General features: G+C 60.4%; 18 protein-coding genes and 1 pseudogene. 9 read left to right on the top strand and 10 right to left on the bottom strand.

Translation table 11 applies throughout. The features are described from left to right. Window positions 1-31: 31 nt before the first annotated feature. From secB to cysE, 3 genes are all read left to right on the top strand, one after another. Window positions 32-502: a protein-export chaperone SecB gene (gene secB / locus ITX55_RS22790; protein ID WP_004931139.1), complete on the top strand. Its 471-nt coding sequence runs from the start codon at window positions 32-34 to the stop codon at window positions 500-502. Next, window positions 502-1,521: an NAD(P)H-dependent glycerol-3-phosphate dehydrogenase gene (gpsA, locus tag ITX55_RS22785; protein ID WP_033645202.1), complete on the top strand. Its 1,020-nt coding sequence runs from the start codon at window positions 502-504 to the stop codon at window positions 1,519-1,521. Before secB ends, gpsA begins: the two co-directional genes overlap by 1 nt. Before the next feature lie 106 nt (window positions 1,522-1,627). After that, window positions 1,628-2,449, top strand: coding sequence for a serine O-acetyltransferase (gene cysE / locus ITX55_RS22780; protein ID WP_025304676.1), 822 nt, complete (start codon window positions 1,628-1,630; stop codon window positions 2,447-2,449). A 61-nt stretch (window positions 2,450-2,510) separates the two neighbouring features. On the opposite strand, the pseudogene ITX55_RS22775 reads toward cysE, so the two are convergent. From ITX55_RS22775 to cpxR, 5 genes and pseudogenes are all read right to left on the bottom strand, one after another. Next, window positions 2,511-3,177, bottom strand: a pseudogene (locus tag ITX55_RS22775) (DUF3313 domain-containing protein). A 104-nt stretch (window positions 3,178-3,281) separates the two neighbouring features. Beyond that, window positions 3,282-4,055, bottom strand: coding sequence for a CHAD domain-containing protein (locus tag ITX55_RS22770; protein ID WP_108682195.1), 774 nt, complete (start codon window positions 4,053-4,055; stop codon window positions 3,282-3,284). Between the two features lie 61 nt (window positions 4,056-4,116). Continuing rightward, entirely contained in the window at window positions 4,117-4,590 is a 474-nt protein-coding gene (gene trmL, locus ITX55_RS22765; RefSeq protein ID WP_042785574.1) for a tRNA (uridine(34)/cytosine(34)/5-carboxymethylaminomethyluridine(34)-2'-O)-methyltransferase TrmL, read from the bottom strand. A 43-nt stretch (window positions 4,591-4,633) separates the two neighbouring features. Next, the gene (cpxA, locus tag ITX55_RS22760; protein ID WP_015379421.1) at window positions 4,634-6,028 is read right to left on the bottom strand and encodes an envelope stress sensor histidine kinase CpxA; all 1,395 of its coding nucleotides are present in this window, start codon (window positions 6,026-6,028) and stop codon (window positions 4,634-4,636) included. Further along, window positions 6,025-6,723 (bottom strand): envelope stress response regulator transcription factor CpxR, encoded by a 699-nt coding sequence (gene cpxR, locus ITX55_RS22755; protein ID WP_004931124.1) that lies wholly within the window; start codon window positions 6,721-6,723, stop codon window positions 6,025-6,027. The genes cpxA and cpxR overlap by 4 nt, the downstream gene beginning before the upstream one ends. Before the next feature lie 148 nt (window positions 6,724-6,871). On the opposite strand from cpxR, the gene cpxP reads away from it, so the two are divergent. The 4 genes from cpxP to ITX55_RS22735 all read left to right on the top strand — a co-directional run bounded on the left by cpxP (window position 6,872) and on the right by ITX55_RS22735 (window position 10,752). Continuing rightward, window positions 6,872-7,351 (top strand): cell-envelope stress modulator CpxP, encoded by a 480-nt coding sequence (gene cpxP / locus ITX55_RS22750; protein WP_004931122.1) that lies wholly within the window; start codon window positions 6,872-6,874, stop codon window positions 7,349-7,351. Window positions 7,352-7,482: 131 nt separating this feature from the next. Next, window positions 7,483-8,385 (top strand): CDF family cation-efflux transporter FieF, encoded by a 903-nt coding sequence (gene fieF, locus ITX55_RS22745; protein ID WP_033631333.1) that lies wholly within the window; start codon window positions 7,483-7,485, stop codon window positions 8,383-8,385. 231 nt (window positions 8,386-8,616) lie between these two features. Continuing rightward, the gene (pfkA, locus tag ITX55_RS22740) at window positions 8,617-9,579 is read left to right on the top strand and encodes a 6-phosphofructokinase (protein WP_004931116.1); all 963 of its coding nucleotides are present in this window, start codon (window positions 8,617-8,619) and stop codon (window positions 9,577-9,579) included. 183 nt (window positions 9,580-9,762) lie between these two features. Then, window positions 9,763-10,752, top strand: coding sequence for a sulfate ABC transporter substrate-binding protein (locus ITX55_RS22735; RefSeq protein ID WP_033645235.1), 990 nt, complete (start codon window positions 9,763-9,765; stop codon window positions 10,750-10,752). 65 nt (window positions 10,753-10,817) lie between these two features. Here ITX55_RS22735 and tpiA read toward each other — a convergent pair whose 3' ends face one another. Both tpiA and ITX55_RS22725 read right to left on the bottom strand, forming a co-directional pair. Further along, window positions 10,818-11,585, bottom strand: a complete 768-nt coding sequence (gene tpiA / locus ITX55_RS22730) for a triose-phosphate isomerase (RefSeq protein ID WP_197756230.1) — start codon at window positions 11,583-11,585, stop codon at window positions 10,818-10,820. A gap of 127 nt (window positions 11,586-11,712) precedes the next feature. Then, window positions 11,713-12,297 (bottom strand): DUF1454 family protein, encoded by a 585-nt coding sequence (locus ITX55_RS22725; RefSeq protein WP_033652211.1) that lies wholly within the window; start codon window positions 12,295-12,297, stop codon window positions 11,713-11,715. A 199-nt stretch (window positions 12,298-12,496) separates the two neighbouring features. Here ITX55_RS22725 and ITX55_RS22720 point away from each other — a divergent pair, with 199 nt between their 5' ends. After that, window positions 12,497-12,916: a DUF805 domain-containing protein gene (locus tag ITX55_RS22720; RefSeq protein WP_016929710.1), complete on the top strand. Its 420-nt coding sequence runs from the start codon at window positions 12,497-12,499 to the stop codon at window positions 12,914-12,916. Between the two features lie 11 nt (window positions 12,917-12,927). Here the strand turns inward: ITX55_RS22720 and fpr are convergent, their stop codons facing one another. After that, window positions 12,928-13,674 carry a ferredoxin--NADP(+) reductase gene (gene fpr / locus ITX55_RS22715; RefSeq protein ID WP_089192410.1) on the bottom strand — a complete coding sequence of 249 codons (747 nt, stop codon included), beginning with the start codon at window positions 13,672-13,674 and terminating at the stop codon, window positions 12,928-12,930. Window positions 13,675-13,677: 3 nt separating this feature from the next. Next, window positions 13,678-14,289 carry a metalloregulator ArsR/SmtB family transcription factor gene (locus ITX55_RS22710; protein WP_033631328.1) on the bottom strand — a complete coding sequence of 204 codons (612 nt, stop codon included), beginning with the start codon at window positions 14,287-14,289 and terminating at the stop codon, window positions 13,678-13,680. 298 nt (window positions 14,290-14,587) lie between these two features. Here ITX55_RS22710 and emrD point away from each other — a divergent pair, with 298 nt between their 5' ends. Beyond that, window positions 14,588-15,772, top strand: coding sequence for a multidrug efflux MFS transporter EmrD (gene emrD, locus ITX55_RS22705; protein WP_033645209.1), 1,185 nt, complete (start codon window positions 14,588-14,590; stop codon window positions 15,770-15,772). A 193-nt stretch (window positions 15,773-15,965) separates the two neighbouring features. Here the strand turns inward: emrD and glpX are convergent, their stop codons facing one another. Further along, window positions 15,966-16,976: a class II fructose-bisphosphatase gene (gene glpX / locus ITX55_RS22700; RefSeq protein WP_072626426.1), complete on the bottom strand. Its 1,011-nt coding sequence runs from the start codon at window positions 16,974-16,976 to the stop codon at window positions 15,966-15,968. Window positions 16,977-17,017: the final 41 nt, after the last annotated feature.

The following is a 17,017-nucleotide window of genomic DNA, read 5'->3' as shown; positions in this document are numbered from 1 at the left end:
ATAAGGACGTTTAACCAAGGGTATTACTCACATGTCAGAACAAAACAGCACTGAAATGGCTTTCCAGATCCAACGTATTTATACCAAGGACATCTCCTTCGAAGCGCCGAACGCGCCGCAGGTTTTCCAGCAGGAATGGCAGCCGGAAGTTAAACTTGATCTGGATACCGCGTCCAGCCAACTGGCTGACGAAGTGTATGAAGTGGTACTGCGCGTAACCGTGACGGCGACCCTGGGCGAAGAGACGGCGTTCCTGTGCGAAGTGCAACAGGCGGGCATCTTCTCGGTAGCAGGCATCGAAGGCACGCAGCTGGCGCATTGCCTGGGCGCATACTGCCCGAACATCCTGTTCCCGTATGCGCGCGAGTGCATCACCAGCCTGGTTTCCCGCGGCACATTCCCGCAGCTGAACCTGGCACCGGTCAACTTTGACGCGCTGTTCATGAACTATCTGCAGCAGCAGGCGGAAGGCGAAGGTGCCGCACCACATCAGGATGCCTGATGAACACCGTCAATGCTTCAATGACTGTCATCGGTGCCGGCTCGTACGGCACCGCATTGGCCATCACGCTGGCGCGTAACGGCCACACCGTGGTGTTGTGGGGGCATAACCCCGCGCAAATTCAAACGTTGCAGCGCGATCGCTGCAATCAGGCATTTCTGCCCGACGTTCCTTTCCCCGATACCCTGCTGCTTGAAGCCGATTTGGCGCGTGCGCTGGCTGCCAGCCGCGACGTGCTGGTGGTGGTGCCGAGCCATGTGTTCGGCGACGTGTTGCGCCAGCTGAAGCCGCATCTGCGCCCTGACGCCCGCATCGTGTGGGCCACCAAGGGGCTGGAGGCTGAAACCGGCCGGTTGCTGCAGGACGTGGCGCGTGAGGCGTTGGGCGAGGCGATCCCGCTGGCGGTGCTCTCCGGGCCGACGTTCGCCAAAGAGCTGGCCGCCGGCCTGCCGACGGCGATTGCGCTGGCGGCGACCGATGCGCAGTTCGCCGACGATCTGCAACAGCTGCTGCACTGCGGCAAGAGCTTCCGCGTCTACAGCAATCCCGACTTCATTGGCGTTCAGCTTGGCGGCGCGGTGAAGAACGTGATCGCCATCGGCGCCGGCATGTCCGACGGCATCGGTTTCGGCGCCAACGCCCGCACCGCGTTGATTACGCGCGGGCTGGCGGAAATGAGCCGTCTGGGTTCTGCGCTGGGCGCCGACCCTTCGACGTTCATGGGCATGGCGGGGCTGGGGGATCTGGTGCTAACCTGCACGGACAACCAGTCGCGTAACCGCCGCTTCGGCATTATGCTGGGGCAGGGCAAAGGCGTGCAGGAAGCGCAGGACAGCATCGGTCAGGTGGTCGAGGGCTATCGCAATACCAAAGAGGTGTTGGCGTTGGCGCAGCGGCACGGCGTGGAAATGCCGATCACCGAACAGATCTATCAGGTGCTTTACTGCCACAAGGACGCCCGCGAAGCGGCGCTGAGCCTGCTGGGGCGAGCCCGAAAGGACGAAAAGCCCAGCGCGTGACATAAAACGATATGTCGGGGCAGCGGAATGCTGACCCCGCAAATGACCTGGGCCGCTCCGCGCCACTGTGTGAAGCGGCCCGTTTGGCAAGGCAAAGGGGTATGTGATGTCGTCAGAAGAGTTGGAACAGGTCTGGAACAGCATTAAATCAGAAGCGCGAGCACTGGCTGATTGTGAACCGATGCTGGCCAGCTTTTTCCATGCGACGTTGCTCAAGCATGAGAACCTGGGCAGCGCGCTCAGCTATATGTTGGCCAACAAGCTGGCGACGCCGATCATGCCCGCCATCGCGGTGCGCGAGGTGGTGGAAGAGGCCTACAAGTCCGACAATCAGATGATCGTTTCGGCGGCGCGCGATATTCTCGCGGTGCGGCTGCGCGATCCGGCGGTCGATAAATACTCCACGCCGCTGCTTTACCTGAAAGGGTTCCACGCGCTGCAGGCTTACCGCATCGGCCACTGGCTGTGGCAGCAAGGGCGGCAAGCGCTGGCGATCTACCTGCAAAATCAAATTTCCGTCGCCTTCGGCGTAGACATCCACCCGGCGGCGACCATCGGCTGCGGCATCATGCTCGACCACGCCACCGGCATCGTGATTGGTGAAACGGCGGTGGTGGAAAACAACGTTTCTATTCTGCAGTCGGTCACCCTGGGCGGTACCGGTAAAACCAGCGGCGACCGCCACCCGAAAATTCGCGAAGGGGTGATGATTGGCGCCGGCGCCAAAATTCTCGGCAATATCGAAGTGGGCAAGGGCGCCAAGATTGGCGCGGGCTCGGTGGTCTTGCAGGCGGTGCCGCCGCACACCACCGCCGCCGGCGTACCGGCGCGTATCGTCGGGCGCCCGGAGAGCGATACGCCGTCGATGGATATGGATCAATACTTCAACGGCACCAACCACGGATTCGAGTACGGCGACGGCATCTAAGCCGTGCCTGCGGGTCCATTCAGGGGGAGCTTCGGCTCCCCCTGTGTTTTTCAAGCGGCGGTCAGCCCTGTTTCGGGAACTGGGTGATATCGGTAACGATATCGTCGATCGCCGCCTTGACGTCATCCGCCGTGACCGGCGTGCTGTCGTTGTTGACGGTTTTACCGTAGGCCTTGCGCACCACTTCCATCACCGTTTTACCGGTATCCTGGTCGATCAACTCGCCTTCGATATACAGCGCGGTATTTTGCGTCCGGTGCCCGGTAGCCGCCATGGTGCTGGCAACCACCGCAGCAACCGGCACCACCTCATAGAACTTCATGTCTTCGTTTCGCAACGGCGGTGATGGCGAGTTTGGCCACCAGCACGCGCGAGCCCGCCGGGCTTGGCAGAATGGTAAAGCGGTTCTGCAGCGCGGTTTTGATCCGCTGGGTCGCGTAGGCCTTAATCTTGTTCAACGTGTCCTGGCTCACGCGCGCCGTGGGTTTCTCCGCCGGGAAATAGACCACCGGTTGGAAATAGATGCCGCGATAGTTGGATTCCTTGTAGCTCGGATCTACCCAGCGCAGCGTTTTATGACCGCTGGGCGAGGTGGTTTCCTGCAGTTTGCTGTAATCGGACAAGAAGCCCGAATATTGCGACGTTTGGGTGACTTTGGACGAACAGCCCGCCAGCAACAGGCCCGCTGCCAGAACGGCCATGGCAACGCTCAAGCGTTGTTTTTTCATGTGGTTTCCTATGATGAGTGGTGATTACCCTTACAAAACATAGCGCATTATCTGCGGCGTAGCGGGCATTTTCGGGGCCGGGCGTGCCCTGTCGCGGCCTTTTTTCAGGATCGTGATGCGCCGCCGGTTTTTGTCGCCAGCGCCGGTGATAAGGCGGCGAGTGAGGCATCCGCTCTGGCCCGCGTCAGGCGTAGCTCGGCTTGCCACTGTGGCAACAATGGCCAGAGATCCGCCTGATGTTCGGCTTGCAGGCACCAAACCTCCCGGTCGTGCCAATCACCGAGGGCATTTTGCGCCGCTTTCAGGCTCGCCATCGCTGCGGGAGAAAGGGGAAGGCGTTGCGGGTAGGCTTCGGCCGCGTAACGCAGGCGTTTAACCAGCAGCCGCAGACGGTGGCGATCGTAGCCGGTATCAGCCAACGCCCGGCGTAATTGCCGCTGCTGGCGCTGCAGGCGTCGGTTTACACGGTGTTTGGCGGCGCGTTGCGCGGTGCGGCGAAAGCGGTGCGGCCAGGCGTGCAATAGCGAAGGGAAGCGGATGAGCTGCGGGTTGGCGAGCAGTTGGCGGCAGCGGGCCTGAAAATCGTTCTGGCGCACGTTGGCCTGCCAATCCAGGTGATGGTGCGCCAGTTCGGCGATCAGCACCTCGAGATCGCGCAGCGGCGTCGTGAGCCTGCCCAACTGGGCGGCGGCCCGATCGAGCCGCGTTGCGCCGGGGCAACCGTGCAATGGGCGCAGCAGGCTGCGGATACGGCGCAGACTGACGCGCAAATCGTGCAGCGCTTCGCTGTCCGGCGCCTGTTGCAGCCGCTGTAGCGCCTCGTTCAGCGCCGACTCGAGCCGGCGAAGCGGGGTGACAATATCCTCGACGAAAGCCATGTGCCGTTCCTGGAGAGAGCATCGCAACGATGCCTCCTTCAGTATGGCGCGTCGTTGTGGATTACGCCTTGATCAGCGCGCCGGCATAGTCCATTTGCCGCCAGGCTTCATAAACCACCACCGCGACGGCATTCGACAGGTTCATGCTGCGGCTTTGCGCCTGCATCGGGATGCGGATTTTTTGCTGCGCGGGCAGCGCATCGAGGATGTCGGCGGGCAACCCGCGCGTTTCCGGGCCGAACAGCAGGTAGTCGCCGGCCTGATAGCTGACGGCGCTGTGCGCCGGCGTGCCTTTGGTCGTGAGAGCAAACAGCCGTTGCGGATCCTCGGCGGCGAGAAAAGCGGCGTAGTCGGCATGACGGTGGACGCGGGTGAACTCATGGTAATCCAGCCCGGCGCGGCGCAGACGCTTGTCGTCCCACGGAAAACCCAGCGGTTCGATCAGATGCAGATTAAAGCCGGTATTGGCGCACAGGCGAATGATATTGCCGGTATTGGGTGGAATTTCGGGTTCAAATAAAACGATGTTCAGCATGTTGCAGGCCCCTCGTGAACGAGGGGCGCAGGATAGCAAACTCTTACTGTTCTGTCTTAGACGATAGGCGTTGATGATGCAGCGGCAGCCACAGCACCAGCCGCAGACCGCCAAGCGGGCTGTCTTCGGCCTTCACCCAGCCGCGATGCTGATTGACCGCCGCCTCGACGATCGCCAGACCAAGGCCGGTGCCGCCGGACTCACGGTCGCGCGCCTCATCGGTGCGGTAGAACGGGCGGAAAATCTGCTCGCGATCTTCGGCGCTGACGCCGGGGCCGTCGTCGTCAACCTGGATGGTCACGCCCTGATTGTCGGCGCTGAACGCCACGGCGATGCGGGTGTGCGAATAACGCAGGGCGTTTCGCACGATGTTTTCCAACGCGCTGTCCAGCGCGCTCGCGTTGCCGAACAGCGTCCACGGACCGGGCGGCGCAGCGATCTCCAGCTGCTTGCCCATCTGTTCCGCTTCGAAACGGGCGTTGTCCAGCACGTCGGCCCACAGTTCGTTGGCCTTCAGCTGCTCGCGCGCCAGCTCGCCCTTCTGCTGCCCGCGCGACAGCGCCAGCAGATCGTTGATCATCGAATCCAGCCGCTGCGCTTCGGTTTCGATGCGCGCCAGTTCATGGCCTTCGCCGTGGCGGCGGCGCATCAGCGCGGTGGCCAACTGCAGGCGAGTCAGCGGCGTGCGCAGCTCGTGCGAGATGTCCGAGATCAGCCGCTGCTGCGCGTTCATCATGCGCTCCAGCGCGCTGACCATTTGGTTGAAGCTGGCGCCGGTGGCCAGGAACTCCTGCGGACCGGCCTCCAGCTCCGGATGCTGCTTCAGGTTGCCGCGCGCCACGTCATCGGCGGCGTTCTTCAGCTTGCGCGCCGGCTTCGCCAGGCTCCAGGCCAGCCACAGCAGCAGCGGGGCGCTGATCAGCATGGTGACGATCAGCAGCAGCAGCGGCCGGTCGAACATCAGGTTGATGAAATCGGATTGCGGGCTGTTGGCGGGACGGATCAGGTACAGCTGGTAGTTGTCTTCGCCGTCGCGCACCGCGAACGGCCCGACCAGCTCGACGCGGCCGTATTTTTTCTTCTTCGGATGATCCGAGTTATCGGATTGGCCGATGAAGTTGCGGACGATCTGCATTTCGTTGCGCTGCGCGCCGATCACCCGGCCTTCGCTGGTGACCAGCAGCAGGCGTTGGCCCGGCGGCGCCCATTTGTCGATGGCGCGGAACAGGCGGCGCCACCACATCAGATCGTTGGCCGGATCGTTTTGCAGCTCGGCCTCGACGTGCTGTTCCAGCATCAACCCCTGCCGCTGCTCGCTGTCGAGCAGCGAGGTCATTTGGCGGGAGTCGAGCTTGGGCACCATCAGCACCAGCATTAGCACCAGGGCTAACGTGAACCAGAAAATGGCGAAGATGCGTGCCGTCAAACTGTTGATCATGTTGCAGATACCATCAAATAACCACGCCCGCGCAGGGTTTTGAACCACGGATGCCCGTCTTTGCGATCCGGCAGCTTACGCCGCAGGTTGGAGATGTGCATGTCGATAGCGCGATCGAACGGAGTCAGGCGTTTGCCCAGCACTTCCTGGCTCAGCAGTTCGCGCGACACCACCTGGCCGAGATGCTGCGCCAGCAGATACAGCAGGGTGAACTCGGTGCCGGTCAGATCCAGCACCTGGCCGTCGAAGCTGGCCTCCTGGCGGCCGGGGTTCAGCTGCAGGCCATCGACATCCAGCGTCGGGGCGCCGCTGTCGACCTGTTGCTGCTGTTCGCTCCAGTTAGAACGGCGCAGAATGGCGCGAATGCGCGCGACCAGCTCGCGATCGTTGAAGGGTTTCGGCAGGTAATCATCGGCGCCCAGCTCCAGGCCCAGCACGCGGTCCAGCTCGCTGCCGCGCGCGGTCAGCATGATGACCGGCGTTTGGTGATGTTGGCGCAGTTCTTTCAGCGTATCGATGCCGTTTTTCTTCGGCATCATGATGTCGAGCAGCAGCAGATCGACGGAGCTGTCCAGCAGCGACAACGCCTGCTCGCCATCGTGCGCGACGACGATATTAAAACCTTCCATTTCAAGCAGTTCTTTTAACAGCGAGGTCAACTCGCGGTCGTCGTCAACTAACAGAATCTTGTTCATTATGATTTACCTCCAGACGCAAAATACGTCATCAACTGTTGCCATTCCATGACTTTACGTAGTTTTACATGCACTGACGCAGGTTTTCAGGTGTGGCGGTACACTGCTCCTCGTTGATTCGCAAAGTGAGAAAGCTTGAGGAGTTGAAATGCGTAAGGTGACCGCATTAGTTATGGCATCACTGCTGGCAATTGGTTCGACCGCTGCCTTCGCTGCCGACACTATACCGGACACAGCCCAACCTCCCGGCAACGACGCGATGACCCGAATACCCGGCCAGCACCATATGTTCGACGGTGTCAGCCTCAGCGAACAGCAGCGCCAGCAAATGCGCGATTTGATGCGCCAGGCCCGGCACGATCTGCCTGGTGTCAATGTAGCTGAAATGGAAGCCATGCATAAACTGGTGACCGCAGAGAAATTTGACGAAGCCGCCGTGTACGCCCAGGCGGAAAAGATGGCCCAACAGCAGGTCAAGCGCCAGGTCGAAATGGCCCGGGTGCGCAACCAAATGTATAACCTGCTGACGCCAGAGCAAAAAAGTGTTTTAGACCAGAAACATCAGCAGCGCATGCAGCAGATGGAGCAACAAATTTCTGGTTTGCAGCAAGCTTCTGCCCAGAAGTGAAGTACGACTGAGTAGTCCCCTGTTTTTCCTTGCCATAGACACCATCCCTGTCTTCCCCGCCATGATGGCGGGGTTTTTTTTATCCGACATTTCGCTATATTGAGCGCCACACCTTTTGGCCGGGGCCCCTTATGGAACAGCGCTATGCTCGCCTGGTAAAGTCCGCCGCGTTGGCCGCAACCGCGCTGGCGTCGTCGCTGCTGTTGATTAAAATCGTCGCCTGGTACCACACCGGTTCGGTCAGCCTGTTGGCGGCGCTGGTGGATTCGTTGGTCGATATCGCCGCCTCGCTGACCAACCTTCTGGTGGTGCGCTATTCGCTGCAGCCGGCCGATGCCGAGCACACCTTCGGCCACGGCAAAGCGGAATCGCTGGCGGCGCTGGCGCAGAGCATGTTTATTTCCGGCTCCGCCCTGTTTTTGTTCCTCACCGGCTTCCAGCACCTGTATGCGCCGCAAACGCTGCGCGATCCCGGCGTCGGGGTCGTGGTGACGGTGATCGCGTTGGTCAGCACGCTGATTCTGGTCACCTATCAACGCTGGGTGGTCAGAAAAACGCGCAGTCAGGCCGTACGCGCAGATATGCTGCATTATCAGTCAGATGTCATGATGAATGGTGCTATTCTTATCGCTCTTGGGCTAAGCTGGTACGGCTTCCAACGGGCGGATGCGTTGTTCGCGCTGGGCATCGGCGTTTACATCCTCTATAGCGCGTTGCGCATGGGCTATGAAGCGGTGCAGTCGCTGTTGGATCGGGCGTTGCCGGATGACGAGCGCCAGGCGATTATCGCCGTGGTTTCCTCCTGGCCCGGCGTGAAAGGCGCACACGATCTGCGCACGCGTCAGTCGGGGCCGACGCGTTTCATCCAGCTGCATCTGGAGATGGAGGACACGCTGCCGCTGCGCGAGGCGCACCGGTTGGCCGATCAGGTGGAACAAGCCCTGCGGCAACGTTTTGCGGGGGCGGACGTCATCATTCACCTGGATCCGTGCTCCGTGGTGCCGCCGGGTAGGCAGGGGCATTGGGAGCTATAATCATATAGAGGCATAGCGCAACGTATTATCATGAATATCTGAGTTAGCTCAGCGTGCCATGCGGTGTTTTAACCGTTATATTGCGTGACTTGAATCAATTCAGCTGGGTGTTTTTGATATAATATCCAGCAATAAGCCGTAAAGCTGGTTTTCTGCAGCCGGAGAGGTTTCAAGACGATCGGCGGAGACAGAATTCTTAAGAAATTGCATCTACACAGTTCAGAGGTAGTCATGATCAAGAAAATCGGTGTACTGACGAGCGGCGGTGATTCGCCGGGTATGAACGCTGCAATCCGCGGCGTTGTGCGTTCTGCGCTTTCAGAAGGTCTGGAAGTTTTTGGTATTTACGATGGCTACCTTGGCTTGTACGAAGATCGCATGGAGCAGCTGGACCGCTATAGCGTGTCCGACATGATCAATCGCGGCGGCACCTTCCTCGGCTCTGCCCGCTTCCCGGAATTCAGGGATGAAAACGTGCGCGCCAAGGCGATTGAAAACCTGAAGAATCGCGGTATCGACGCGCTGGTGGTGATCGGCGGCGACGGTTCCTACATGGGCGCCAAACGCCTCACGGAAGAAGGCTTCCCGTGCATCGGCCTGCCAGGCACCATCGATAACGATGTCGCCGGTACCGACTACACCATCGGTTACTTCACCGCGCTGGAAACCGTGGTGGAAGCGATCGACCGCCTGCGCGATACCTCCTCGTCGCACCAGCGCATCTCTATCGTGGAAGTGATGGGCCGTTACTGCGGCGATCTGACGCTGGCGGCGGCGATTGCCGGCGGCTGCGAATTCATCGTGCTGCCTGAAATCGAATTTAATCGCGAAGATCTGGTGTGCGAAATCAAGGCCGGTATCGCCAAGGGCAAAAAGCACGCCATCGTAGCGATCACCGAGCACATCTGCGACATCGATGAGTTGGCGCGCCACATCGAGCAGGAAACCAAGCGTGAAACCCGCGCTACCGTGCTGGGCCACATTCAACGCGGCGGTTCACCGGTCGCCTATGACCGCATCCTGGCCTCGCGCATGGGCGCCTACGCCATCGAACTGCTGCTGCAGGGTTACGGCGGCCGCTGCGTCGGTATCCAGAACGAAAAGATGGTGCATCACGACATCATCGACGCGATCGAAAACATGAAGCGTCCGTTCAAGGGCGACTGGCTGGAAACGGCGAAAAAGCTGTACTGATTCGCCGCTCACCGCGCGCCGAAAGCCTCCGCTTGCGGGGGCTTTTTTATGCTCGCCGGTGACATATTCCAGAATCATCTAGCCCAAAATTTTTTATTCTTTAATTGCCGGGAAAGTTTCTGGCAGGCTCTGATGCTAAATCAACCGATTGAGGTTGCGTTAATTTTCTGGGAGAGCCTGTCGATGCGTAAATGGGGTGTAGGTCTGACATTGGTGCTGTTGGCGTCCGGCGCCATGGCGAAGGATATTCAGTTGCTGAACGTGTCATACGATCCGACGCGTGAGTTCTATCAGGCTTACAACACGGCATTCAGCAAGCATTACCAGGCGGAAACCGGCGACAAGGTGACGGTGCGTCAGTCGCACGGCGGCTCCGGCAAACAGGCGACTTCGGTGATCAACGGCATCGAGGCCGACGTGGTGACGCTGGCGTTGGCCTATGACGTCGACGCCATCGCTGAACGCGGGCGCATTGAGAAAGACTGGATAAAACGCCTGCCGGACAACTCGGCGCCTTACACGTCGACCATCGTCTTCCTGGTGCGCAAAGGCAACCCGAAACAAATTCATGACTGGCCTGACTTGATCAAGCCGGGCGTGTCGGTGATCACCCCGAATCCGAAAACCTCCGGCGGCGCCCGCTGGAACTACCTCGCCGCCTGGGGCTACGCGTTGCATCACAACAACAACGATAAGGCCAAGGCGCAGGCGTTCGTCAAAGACCTGTACAAGAACGTAGAAGTGCTGGATTCCGGCGCGCGCGGTTCGACCAACACTTTCGTTGAGCGCGGTATCGGCGACGTGCTGATCGCCTGGGAAAACGAAGCGCTGCTGGCGGAGAAAGAGCTGGGCAAAGACAAGTTCGAGATAATCACCCCGAGCGAATCGATTCTGGCCGAACCGACGGTGTCGGTGGTGGATAAGGTGGTCGATAAACGCGGCACCCGCGACGTGGCGACCGCCTACCTGAAGTATCTGTATTCGCCGGAAGGGCAGACTATCGCGGCGCAGCACTATTATCGCCCGCGCGATGCGGCGGTGGCGGCCAAGTTCGCCGGCCAGTTCCCGCAGCTGAAGCTGTTCACCGTGGATGACACCTTCGGCGGTTGGACCGAAGCGCAGAAGGTGCATTTCGCCACCGGCGGCGTCTTCGACGAGATAAGCAAACGCTGATCCCGTTCGAGCGGCAATAAAAAACCCCGGCAAGCCGGGGTTTTTTTATGACAAGCCTAAGACAATCAGGCTTTTTTCGCTGCGGCAGCGGCCTTGACGATCACGGCGAAAGCGTCGGCTTTCAGCGAGGCGCCGCCCACCAGCGCGCCGTCGATATCCGGCTGGGAGAACAGCTCTGCGGCGTTCTTGTCGTTCACCGAACCGCCGTACTGGATGATGATTTCAGCGGCGACCGCGGCATCGTGTTTGGCGATGTGATCGCGGATAAATTTGTGCACGGCCTGCGCTTGCGCAGGGGTGGCGGATTTGCCGGTACCGATGGCCCAGACCGGCTCATAGGCGATCACGGTGCCTTTCATCGCCGGTGCGCCCAGCGTTTTCAGTACGGCGTCGATCTGGCGCGCGCACACTTCTTCGGTTTTGCCCGCTGCGTTTTCCGCTTCGGTTTCACCGATGCACAGCACCGGGATCAGACCGGCTTCTTTCAGCACGGCGAATTTCTCGGCGATCACTTCGTCGCTTTCTTTGTGGTAGGTGCGACGCTCGGAGTGGCCGATGATGATGTACCGAGCGCCGACGTCTTTCAGCATGTTGGCGGAAACTTCACCGGTGAAGGCGCCGGACAGGTTAACGTCCACGTTCTGCGCGCCCAGCGCGATGCGGCTGCCGGCCAGCGCGTGCTTGGCCTGATCCAGATACATCACCGGCGGGGCGATGGCGACGCCACAGCCGTCAACGCTGCTCAGCTCACTGCGCAGACCGGCGATCAGTTCGTTGACCATGTGGGTGCTGCCGTTAAGCTTCCAGTTACCCATAACTAATGGATGACGCATGTTTTTTCCTCCAACTAGGGAACGCGAGAGTCGAAATGACAACTGCCGGACCGGCAGTTTACCTGCCCAACAGTATAGAGATCATTAAGCGCGAAGGCTTTGCTTTTCGTCATTAAATGCCGCGCCGTTACGGCTCGGAAAGCGCCAGCTTAATCGGTTCAACCGCGAAGGTGACCCCTTTATCGCCGTTGTCCGAGACGACATAGCGAATGGCGCCGACCTGCTGTTGGTAAAAACGCGATCCTTTGCCTTTTTCCAGCAGGCTGTTCACCTTGTTCTGACTCTGTTCCACCGTCAGCGCCGGTTCGAACTGACGCATCAGCGCCGCCATGTAGTTGATGGCGATGGTGCGCGCGGCTTTTTCTTCATTGGCCTGCTGCAGCGGCAGATGTGTGATCTGCAACGTTTTGATTTTACCGGTACCTTTCTCCAGTGCGGTGGAGGCGTACAGGTTTTCGTTGAGTTTACTGGCGGCGCGTGTCAGCAGCGGCGAATCGTCTTCGGCGGCGGGAATGGCGCGGAATTCGCCAATCGGCAGCTTCGGGTTATCGCGGTTGTACTTTTCACGGAATTTAATCACCGTCAGGTCGAACGTCGGCGCGCCGGCCAGCAGGTAAGGCGCGGTCGGTTTCGCTTCGGCGGCGGGCGGTTCGGCCCAGGCGCTGGCGGCGGCCTGCAGCAGGCAGGCGATGGCGAGGGTTTTTCTCAGCATGGCGTATGGCATCAAGGACAAAGATGGCTCCGATTAAAGCGATAACCCGCAGGCCTTGTCAAAGATCCCACGCCATTATCGGTTCGCTGACGAGAAAGCTGTGCGGCGCGCCGCGTTATGCGAGGCGGAAAACTCGGCCCGGCAGCGCCTATGTTACACTGCGGCGCAGAATATGGGCAGGCTTAGAGCGCAGGAATCGATGACGTTACAACAGTGGTGTTTTTCTTTTAAGGGCCGCATCGGGCGGCGCGACTTCTGGATCTGGATGGGGCTGTGGCTGGTGCTGATGGCGGCGGCGTTTACGCTGGCCAACTATCAGCTGATCGCCATCCAATCCATCGCTTTCTTTATCGTGGCGCTGCTGTGGCCGACGGCGGCGGTGCTGGTCAAGCGCCTGCACGATCGCAACAAGGCCGGCTGGTGGGCGCTGCTGCTGATCCTGGCGTGGATGCTGGCGGCGGGGAACTGGCAGATGCTGGCGCCGATCTGGCAATGGGGCGTCGGGCGTTTCATTCCGACGCTGATTATCGTGATGATGATGATCGATTTGGGCGCCTTCGTCGGCACGCCGGGAGACAATCGGTTCGGCCCGGAAGCCGAACCGGTGAAGTTCCGCTGATCCCCGCCGGGTTACCAGTAGTGTTCGCTGGTGATATGGCCCGGCTTGCGGCGCAGGTGCTTGCGCATCTGGCGTTGGTCTTTCAGCGTTTGCTGCGTATCTCGCACCATTTGCGGGTTGCCGCACAGCATCACGTGGCTGGTTTCGGCGTCGATGGTCAAGCCGATCGCCGCTTCCAGTCGGCCGTCCTCGATCAGCGCCGGCACGCGGCCGGTCAGTGAGCCGGGCGTCTCTTCACGGCTGACGACGGTCTGGATGCGCAGCTTGCCGTTGTAGCGTTGCTGCAGTTGCTGCATCAGCGGCAGGTAGCTCAGGTCGCGCGCAAAACGCGCGGCGTGCACCAGCACCAGGTTGTTAAAGCGCTCGAGGCCGGTGCCTTGCTGCAGAATCGATAAATAGGGGCCAATGGCGGTGCCGGTCGCCAGCATCCACAGCGTGTCGCAGTCGGGCACCTCGTCCAGCACGAAGAAGCCGGCGGCTTCTTTGGTCACCATCAGGTCCGATCCCGGCCGCAGCTGATTGAGGCGTGGGCTCAGTTTGCCTTCCGGCACCGTGACCAGATAGAACTCCAGGTTGGCGTCATCGGGGGCATTGACGTAGGAGTAGGCGCGCTGCACCCGTTCACCGTCGATCTCCAGCGCCAGCTTGGCGAATTGCCCGGCGGTGAAAGGATCGATGGGGGCATTGACCACCAGGCTGAACAGCCCGTCGGTCCATTGTTTTACCTGCGTAACCTTGCCGTTTACCCATTCAGCCATACTCTAAAGCTCCCGTGGTCGAATCAAATAAGCACAATGTCGTGAGCCGGAAATGGCGTGCGCGGTGCGCTCTACCCGGTAGTCGTTGCCGAACAGCCGGTGAAACAGCTGCAGCTCGGAATTGCACAGGCTGCTGCAGTTGGAACCGGCCACGCCGATCGGACAGTGGTTTTCCACCAGCAGCGCACCGTGCGGATGATCGAGCAATTCGGCCATGTAACCGTCGTGTTGCCGCAGGCGAACCAGGCGGGTTAGCCGATCCTGATGGCTGCGCTCGGCGGACAGCTCTTCGGCATAGCGCAGATAAAGCTGCTCTTCGCGCGCGATGAGCAACGGTTCCACGCCGGCGCCGCCAAACAGCTGCAGCGCGGATTCCCGCAGTCGCTCCTGATCGTCGGCCGTGTAGGCGTGACCCCGCTCGGTCAGCGACCAGTAGCGCGTCGGGCGGCCGACCTTGCTGCGCGCTTCTTCGTAACAAACCAGCTCACGTTTTTCCAGGGATTGCAGATGTTGTCGGATGCCCATCGGCGTGATGTCCAGACGCTCCGCCAGCATTTTGGCGGAGTGCGGGCCGAGAGCCTTTAACTGCAATAAAATCAGCTCAGGTGTTTTCATGAACCAAATCCCTATGGTGTTATTTTATTTCAAGTTGATGAAAATAATTATCGATTAAATGCTAAAGCGCAGCTACTGCAAACGCGCTAATTTTTACCCCCAAAGCGTTAGACGTACAGTTTAATTTACGAGCCTGGTCGGGTTTGCTGCCAGTGTGACCTGGATCAATATTTGTCTGAAACTCGCTAAAAAAATCAGATTTGATTAGCTTATGCCGCCATAGAGGGCTGCTCGCCGTTCTGGCTGCTGCAACGGCCATACCGGGACGCTGTGACGAGTTGAAACGTTAACGAAGATAATGAGAAAACTAGAGAACTTTCACCTGCTGGTGATGCTTATCCTGTTGGTCGCCGTCGGCCAGATGGCGCAAACCATTTATGTTCCCGTTATTGCTGACATCGCTCACGATCTGTCGGTGCGCACCGGCGCCGTGCAGCGGGTGATGGCGGCGTATTTGCTGACCTACGGTTTCTCCCAGCTGATTTACGGGCCGATATCGGATCGTATCGGGCGTCGTCCGGTGATCCTGACCGGCATGATGATCTTCCTGGTGGGGGCGCTGGGCGCGCTGCTGTCGACCAACCTGACGATGCTGGTCGCCGCCAGCGCCATCCAGGGCATGGGCACCGGCGTGGCGGGCGTGATGGCGCGCACCATGCCGCGCGATCTGTATGCCGGCACCGCGCTGCGCTATGCCAACAGCCTGCTGAATATGGGGATTTTGGTCAGCCCGCTGCTGGCGCCGGTGATCGGCGGCGCGCTGGCGATGGTGTTCGGCTGGCGAGCCTGTTACGCCTTCCTGCTGGCGCTGTGCGCCTGCGTCGCCTTCGCGATGTTCCGCTGGCTGCCGGAGACCCGTCCGGTCCAGACAGAAAAACGCCGCATGCTGGCTAGTTTCCGCCAGCTGCTGAGCGACAGCACCTTCAGTTGCTATCTGGTGATGCTGATCGGCGCGCTGGCGGGGATTGCGGTATTTGAAGCCAGCTGCGGCGTGTTGATGGGCGGTGTGTTGGGGCTGAGCGGCCTGACCGTCAGCATCCTGTTCATTCTGCCGATCCCGGCGGCGTTTTTCGGCGCCTGGTACGCCGGGCGCGACGGCAAGACCTTCCATACGCTGATGTGGCATTCGGTGATTAGCTGCCTGCTGGCGGGAGCGATGATGTGGATCCCGGGCTGGTTCGGCGTAATGAACATCTGGACGCTGATCGTGCCGGCTGCATTGTTCTTCTTCGGCGCCGGCATGCTGTTCCCGCTGGCGACCACCGGGGCGATGGAGCCGTTCCCCTATCTGGCCGGCGCGGCGGGCGCGTTGGTGGGCGGCATGCAGAACATGGGCTCCGGTCTGGCGACCTGGCTTTCCGCCATGCTGCCGCAAACCGGGCAGTTCAGCCTCGGCTTGCTGATGTTCGCGATGGCGGTGCTGATCCTGCTGTGCTGGTGGCCGCTGTCCAACCGGATGCAGCATCAGGGACACACCGCATAACGACAGGGCGCCATTCGGCGCCCTCATACCGTTGACAAAGGGAAGAAAAAGCGTGGTTTTTCCCCCTTTTCGGGGATCAGCCGAAAATCAATGAATTGATTTTCCTTGTTTTCTATTCGCTGCTCTCTGCCAACCCGGCAAGGGCATGAGGTTTGTCATCAATCATCAGGGCGCCCTTCGGCGCCCTGTTTCGTTACAGCAGAAACTCGTGCAGCGCCGGGTCTTTGCGATCCAGATAGTGGGTCGAACGGATACGGCGAAGGGTGCGCGACTTGCCGCGGATCAGTAACGTTTCGGTCGTGGCCATGTTGCCCTTGCGGCTGATGCCCTCCAGCAAATCGCCCTTGGTGATGCCGGTGGCGGAGAAGATGACGTTGTCGTTGCGCGCCATCTGGTCCAGGCGCAAGACCTGACCGGCCTCGATGCCCATCTCACGGCAGCGCGCCAGCTCCTGCTCGCCGAGGCGGCGGTTCTCGGGGCTGTCGCCTTTCACTTCATGGCGCGCCAGCAAACGCGCCTGCATGTCGCCGTCCAGCGCGCGGATCACCGCGGCGGAGATCACCCCTTCCGGCGCGCCGCCGATGCCATACATCACATCGACCTCGCTTTCCGGCATGCAGGTGAGAATGGAGGCCGCCACATCGCCGTCAGGAATGGCGAACACCCGCACGCCCAACTGCTGCATCTGCGCGATGACGCCGTCGTGGCGCGGTTTGGCCAACACGATGACCGTCAGCTGCGACAGCGGTTTGCCCAGTCGTTCGGCGACGTTCCGCAGGTTCTCCGCCAGCGGCAGATTGAGATCGATGGCGCCGCGCGCCGCCGGGCCGACCACCAGCTTCTCCATGTACATGTCCGGCGCGTGCAGGAAGGTGCCGCGATCGCCCACCGCCAAGACCGCCAGCGCGTTGGACTGGCCCATGGCGGTCATGCGGGTGCCCTCGATCGGATCGACCGCGATGTCGACCGCGTCGCCCTGGCCGCTGCCGACCTGCTCGCCGATATACAGCATCGGCGCTTCGTCGATCTCGCCTTCGCCAATCACGATGCGGCCATCGATATCCACCTTGTTGAGCATGATGCGCATGGCGTGGACCGCCGCGCCGTCGGCGGCGTTCTTGTCGCCGCGTCCCAGCCATTTGTAGCCCGCCAGCGCGGCGGCTTCGGTAACGCGGGAAAATTCGATGGCTAATTCACGTTTCATGGCAAACCTGTCTGTGAGAAAGGGAAGAAAATATCGGCAAA

It is taken from the genome of Serratia sp. EWG9, assembly GCF_019913725.1.
Classification (GTDB): Bacteria; Pseudomonadota; Gammaproteobacteria; order Enterobacterales; family Enterobacteriaceae; genus Serratia; species Serratia ureilytica.
The sequence above is the reverse complement of the archived record's forward strand: the minus strand, read 5'-3'. Positions and strand labels throughout refer to the sequence as shown.

Bases quoted from the DNA above. Each gene is read 5' to 3' on its own strand.
- secB (WP_004931139.1), top strand. From the start codon at position 32: ATGTCAGAACAAAACAGCACTGAAATGGCTTTCCAGATCCAACGTATT.
- gpsA (WP_033645202.1), top strand. From the start codon at position 502: ATGAACACCGTCAATGCTTCAATGACTGTCATCGGTGCCGGCTCGTAC.
- cysE (WP_025304676.1), top strand. From the start codon at position 1,628: ATGTCGTCAGAAGAGTTGGAACAGGTCTGGAACAGCATTAAATCAGAA.
- ITX55_RS22770 (WP_108682195.1), bottom strand. From the start codon at position 4,055: ATGGCTTTCGTCGAGGATATTGTCACCCCGCTTCGCCGGCTCGAGTCG.
- trmL (WP_042785574.1), bottom strand. From the start codon at position 4,590: ATGCTGAACATCGTTTTATTTGAACCCGAAATTCCACCCAATACCGGC.
- cpxA (WP_015379421.1), bottom strand. From the start codon at position 6,028: ATGATCAACAGTTTGACGGCACGCATCTTCGCCATTTTCTGGTTCACG.
- cpxR (WP_004931124.1), bottom strand. From the start codon at position 6,723: ATGAACAAGATTCTGTTAGTTGACGACGACCGCGAGTTGACCTCGCTG.
- cpxP (WP_004931122.1), top strand. From the start codon at position 6,872: ATGCGTAAGGTGACCGCATTAGTTATGGCATCACTGCTGGCAATTGGT.
- fieF (WP_033631333.1), top strand. From the start codon at position 7,483: ATGGAACAGCGCTATGCTCGCCTGGTAAAGTCCGCCGCGTTGGCCGCA.
- pfkA (WP_004931116.1), top strand. From the start codon at position 8,617: ATGATCAAGAAAATCGGTGTACTGACGAGCGGCGGTGATTCGCCGGGT.
- ITX55_RS22735 (WP_033645235.1), top strand. From the start codon at position 9,763: ATGCGTAAATGGGGTGTAGGTCTGACATTGGTGCTGTTGGCGTCCGGC.
- tpiA (WP_197756230.1), bottom strand. From the start codon at position 11,585: ATGCGTCATCCATTAGTTATGGGTAACTGGAAGCTTAACGGCAGCACC.
- ITX55_RS22725 (WP_033652211.1), bottom strand. From the start codon at position 12,297: ATGCTGAGAAAAACCCTCGCCATCGCCTGCCTGCTGCAGGCCGCCGCC.
- ITX55_RS22720 (WP_016929710.1), top strand. From the start codon at position 12,497: ATGACGTTACAACAGTGGTGTTTTTCTTTTAAGGGCCGCATCGGGCGG.
- fpr (WP_089192410.1), bottom strand. From the start codon at position 13,674: ATGGCTGAATGGGTAAACGGCAAGGTTACGCAGGTAAAACAATGGACC.
- ITX55_RS22710 (WP_033631328.1), bottom strand. From the start codon at position 14,289: ATGAAAACACCTGAGCTGATTTTATTGCAGTTAAAGGCTCTCGGCCCG.
- emrD (WP_033645209.1), top strand. From the start codon at position 14,588: ATGAGAAAACTAGAGAACTTTCACCTGCTGGTGATGCTTATCCTGTTG.
- glpX (WP_072626426.1), bottom strand. From the start codon at position 16,976: ATGAAACGTGAATTAGCCATCGAATTTTCCCGCGTTACCGAAGCCGCC.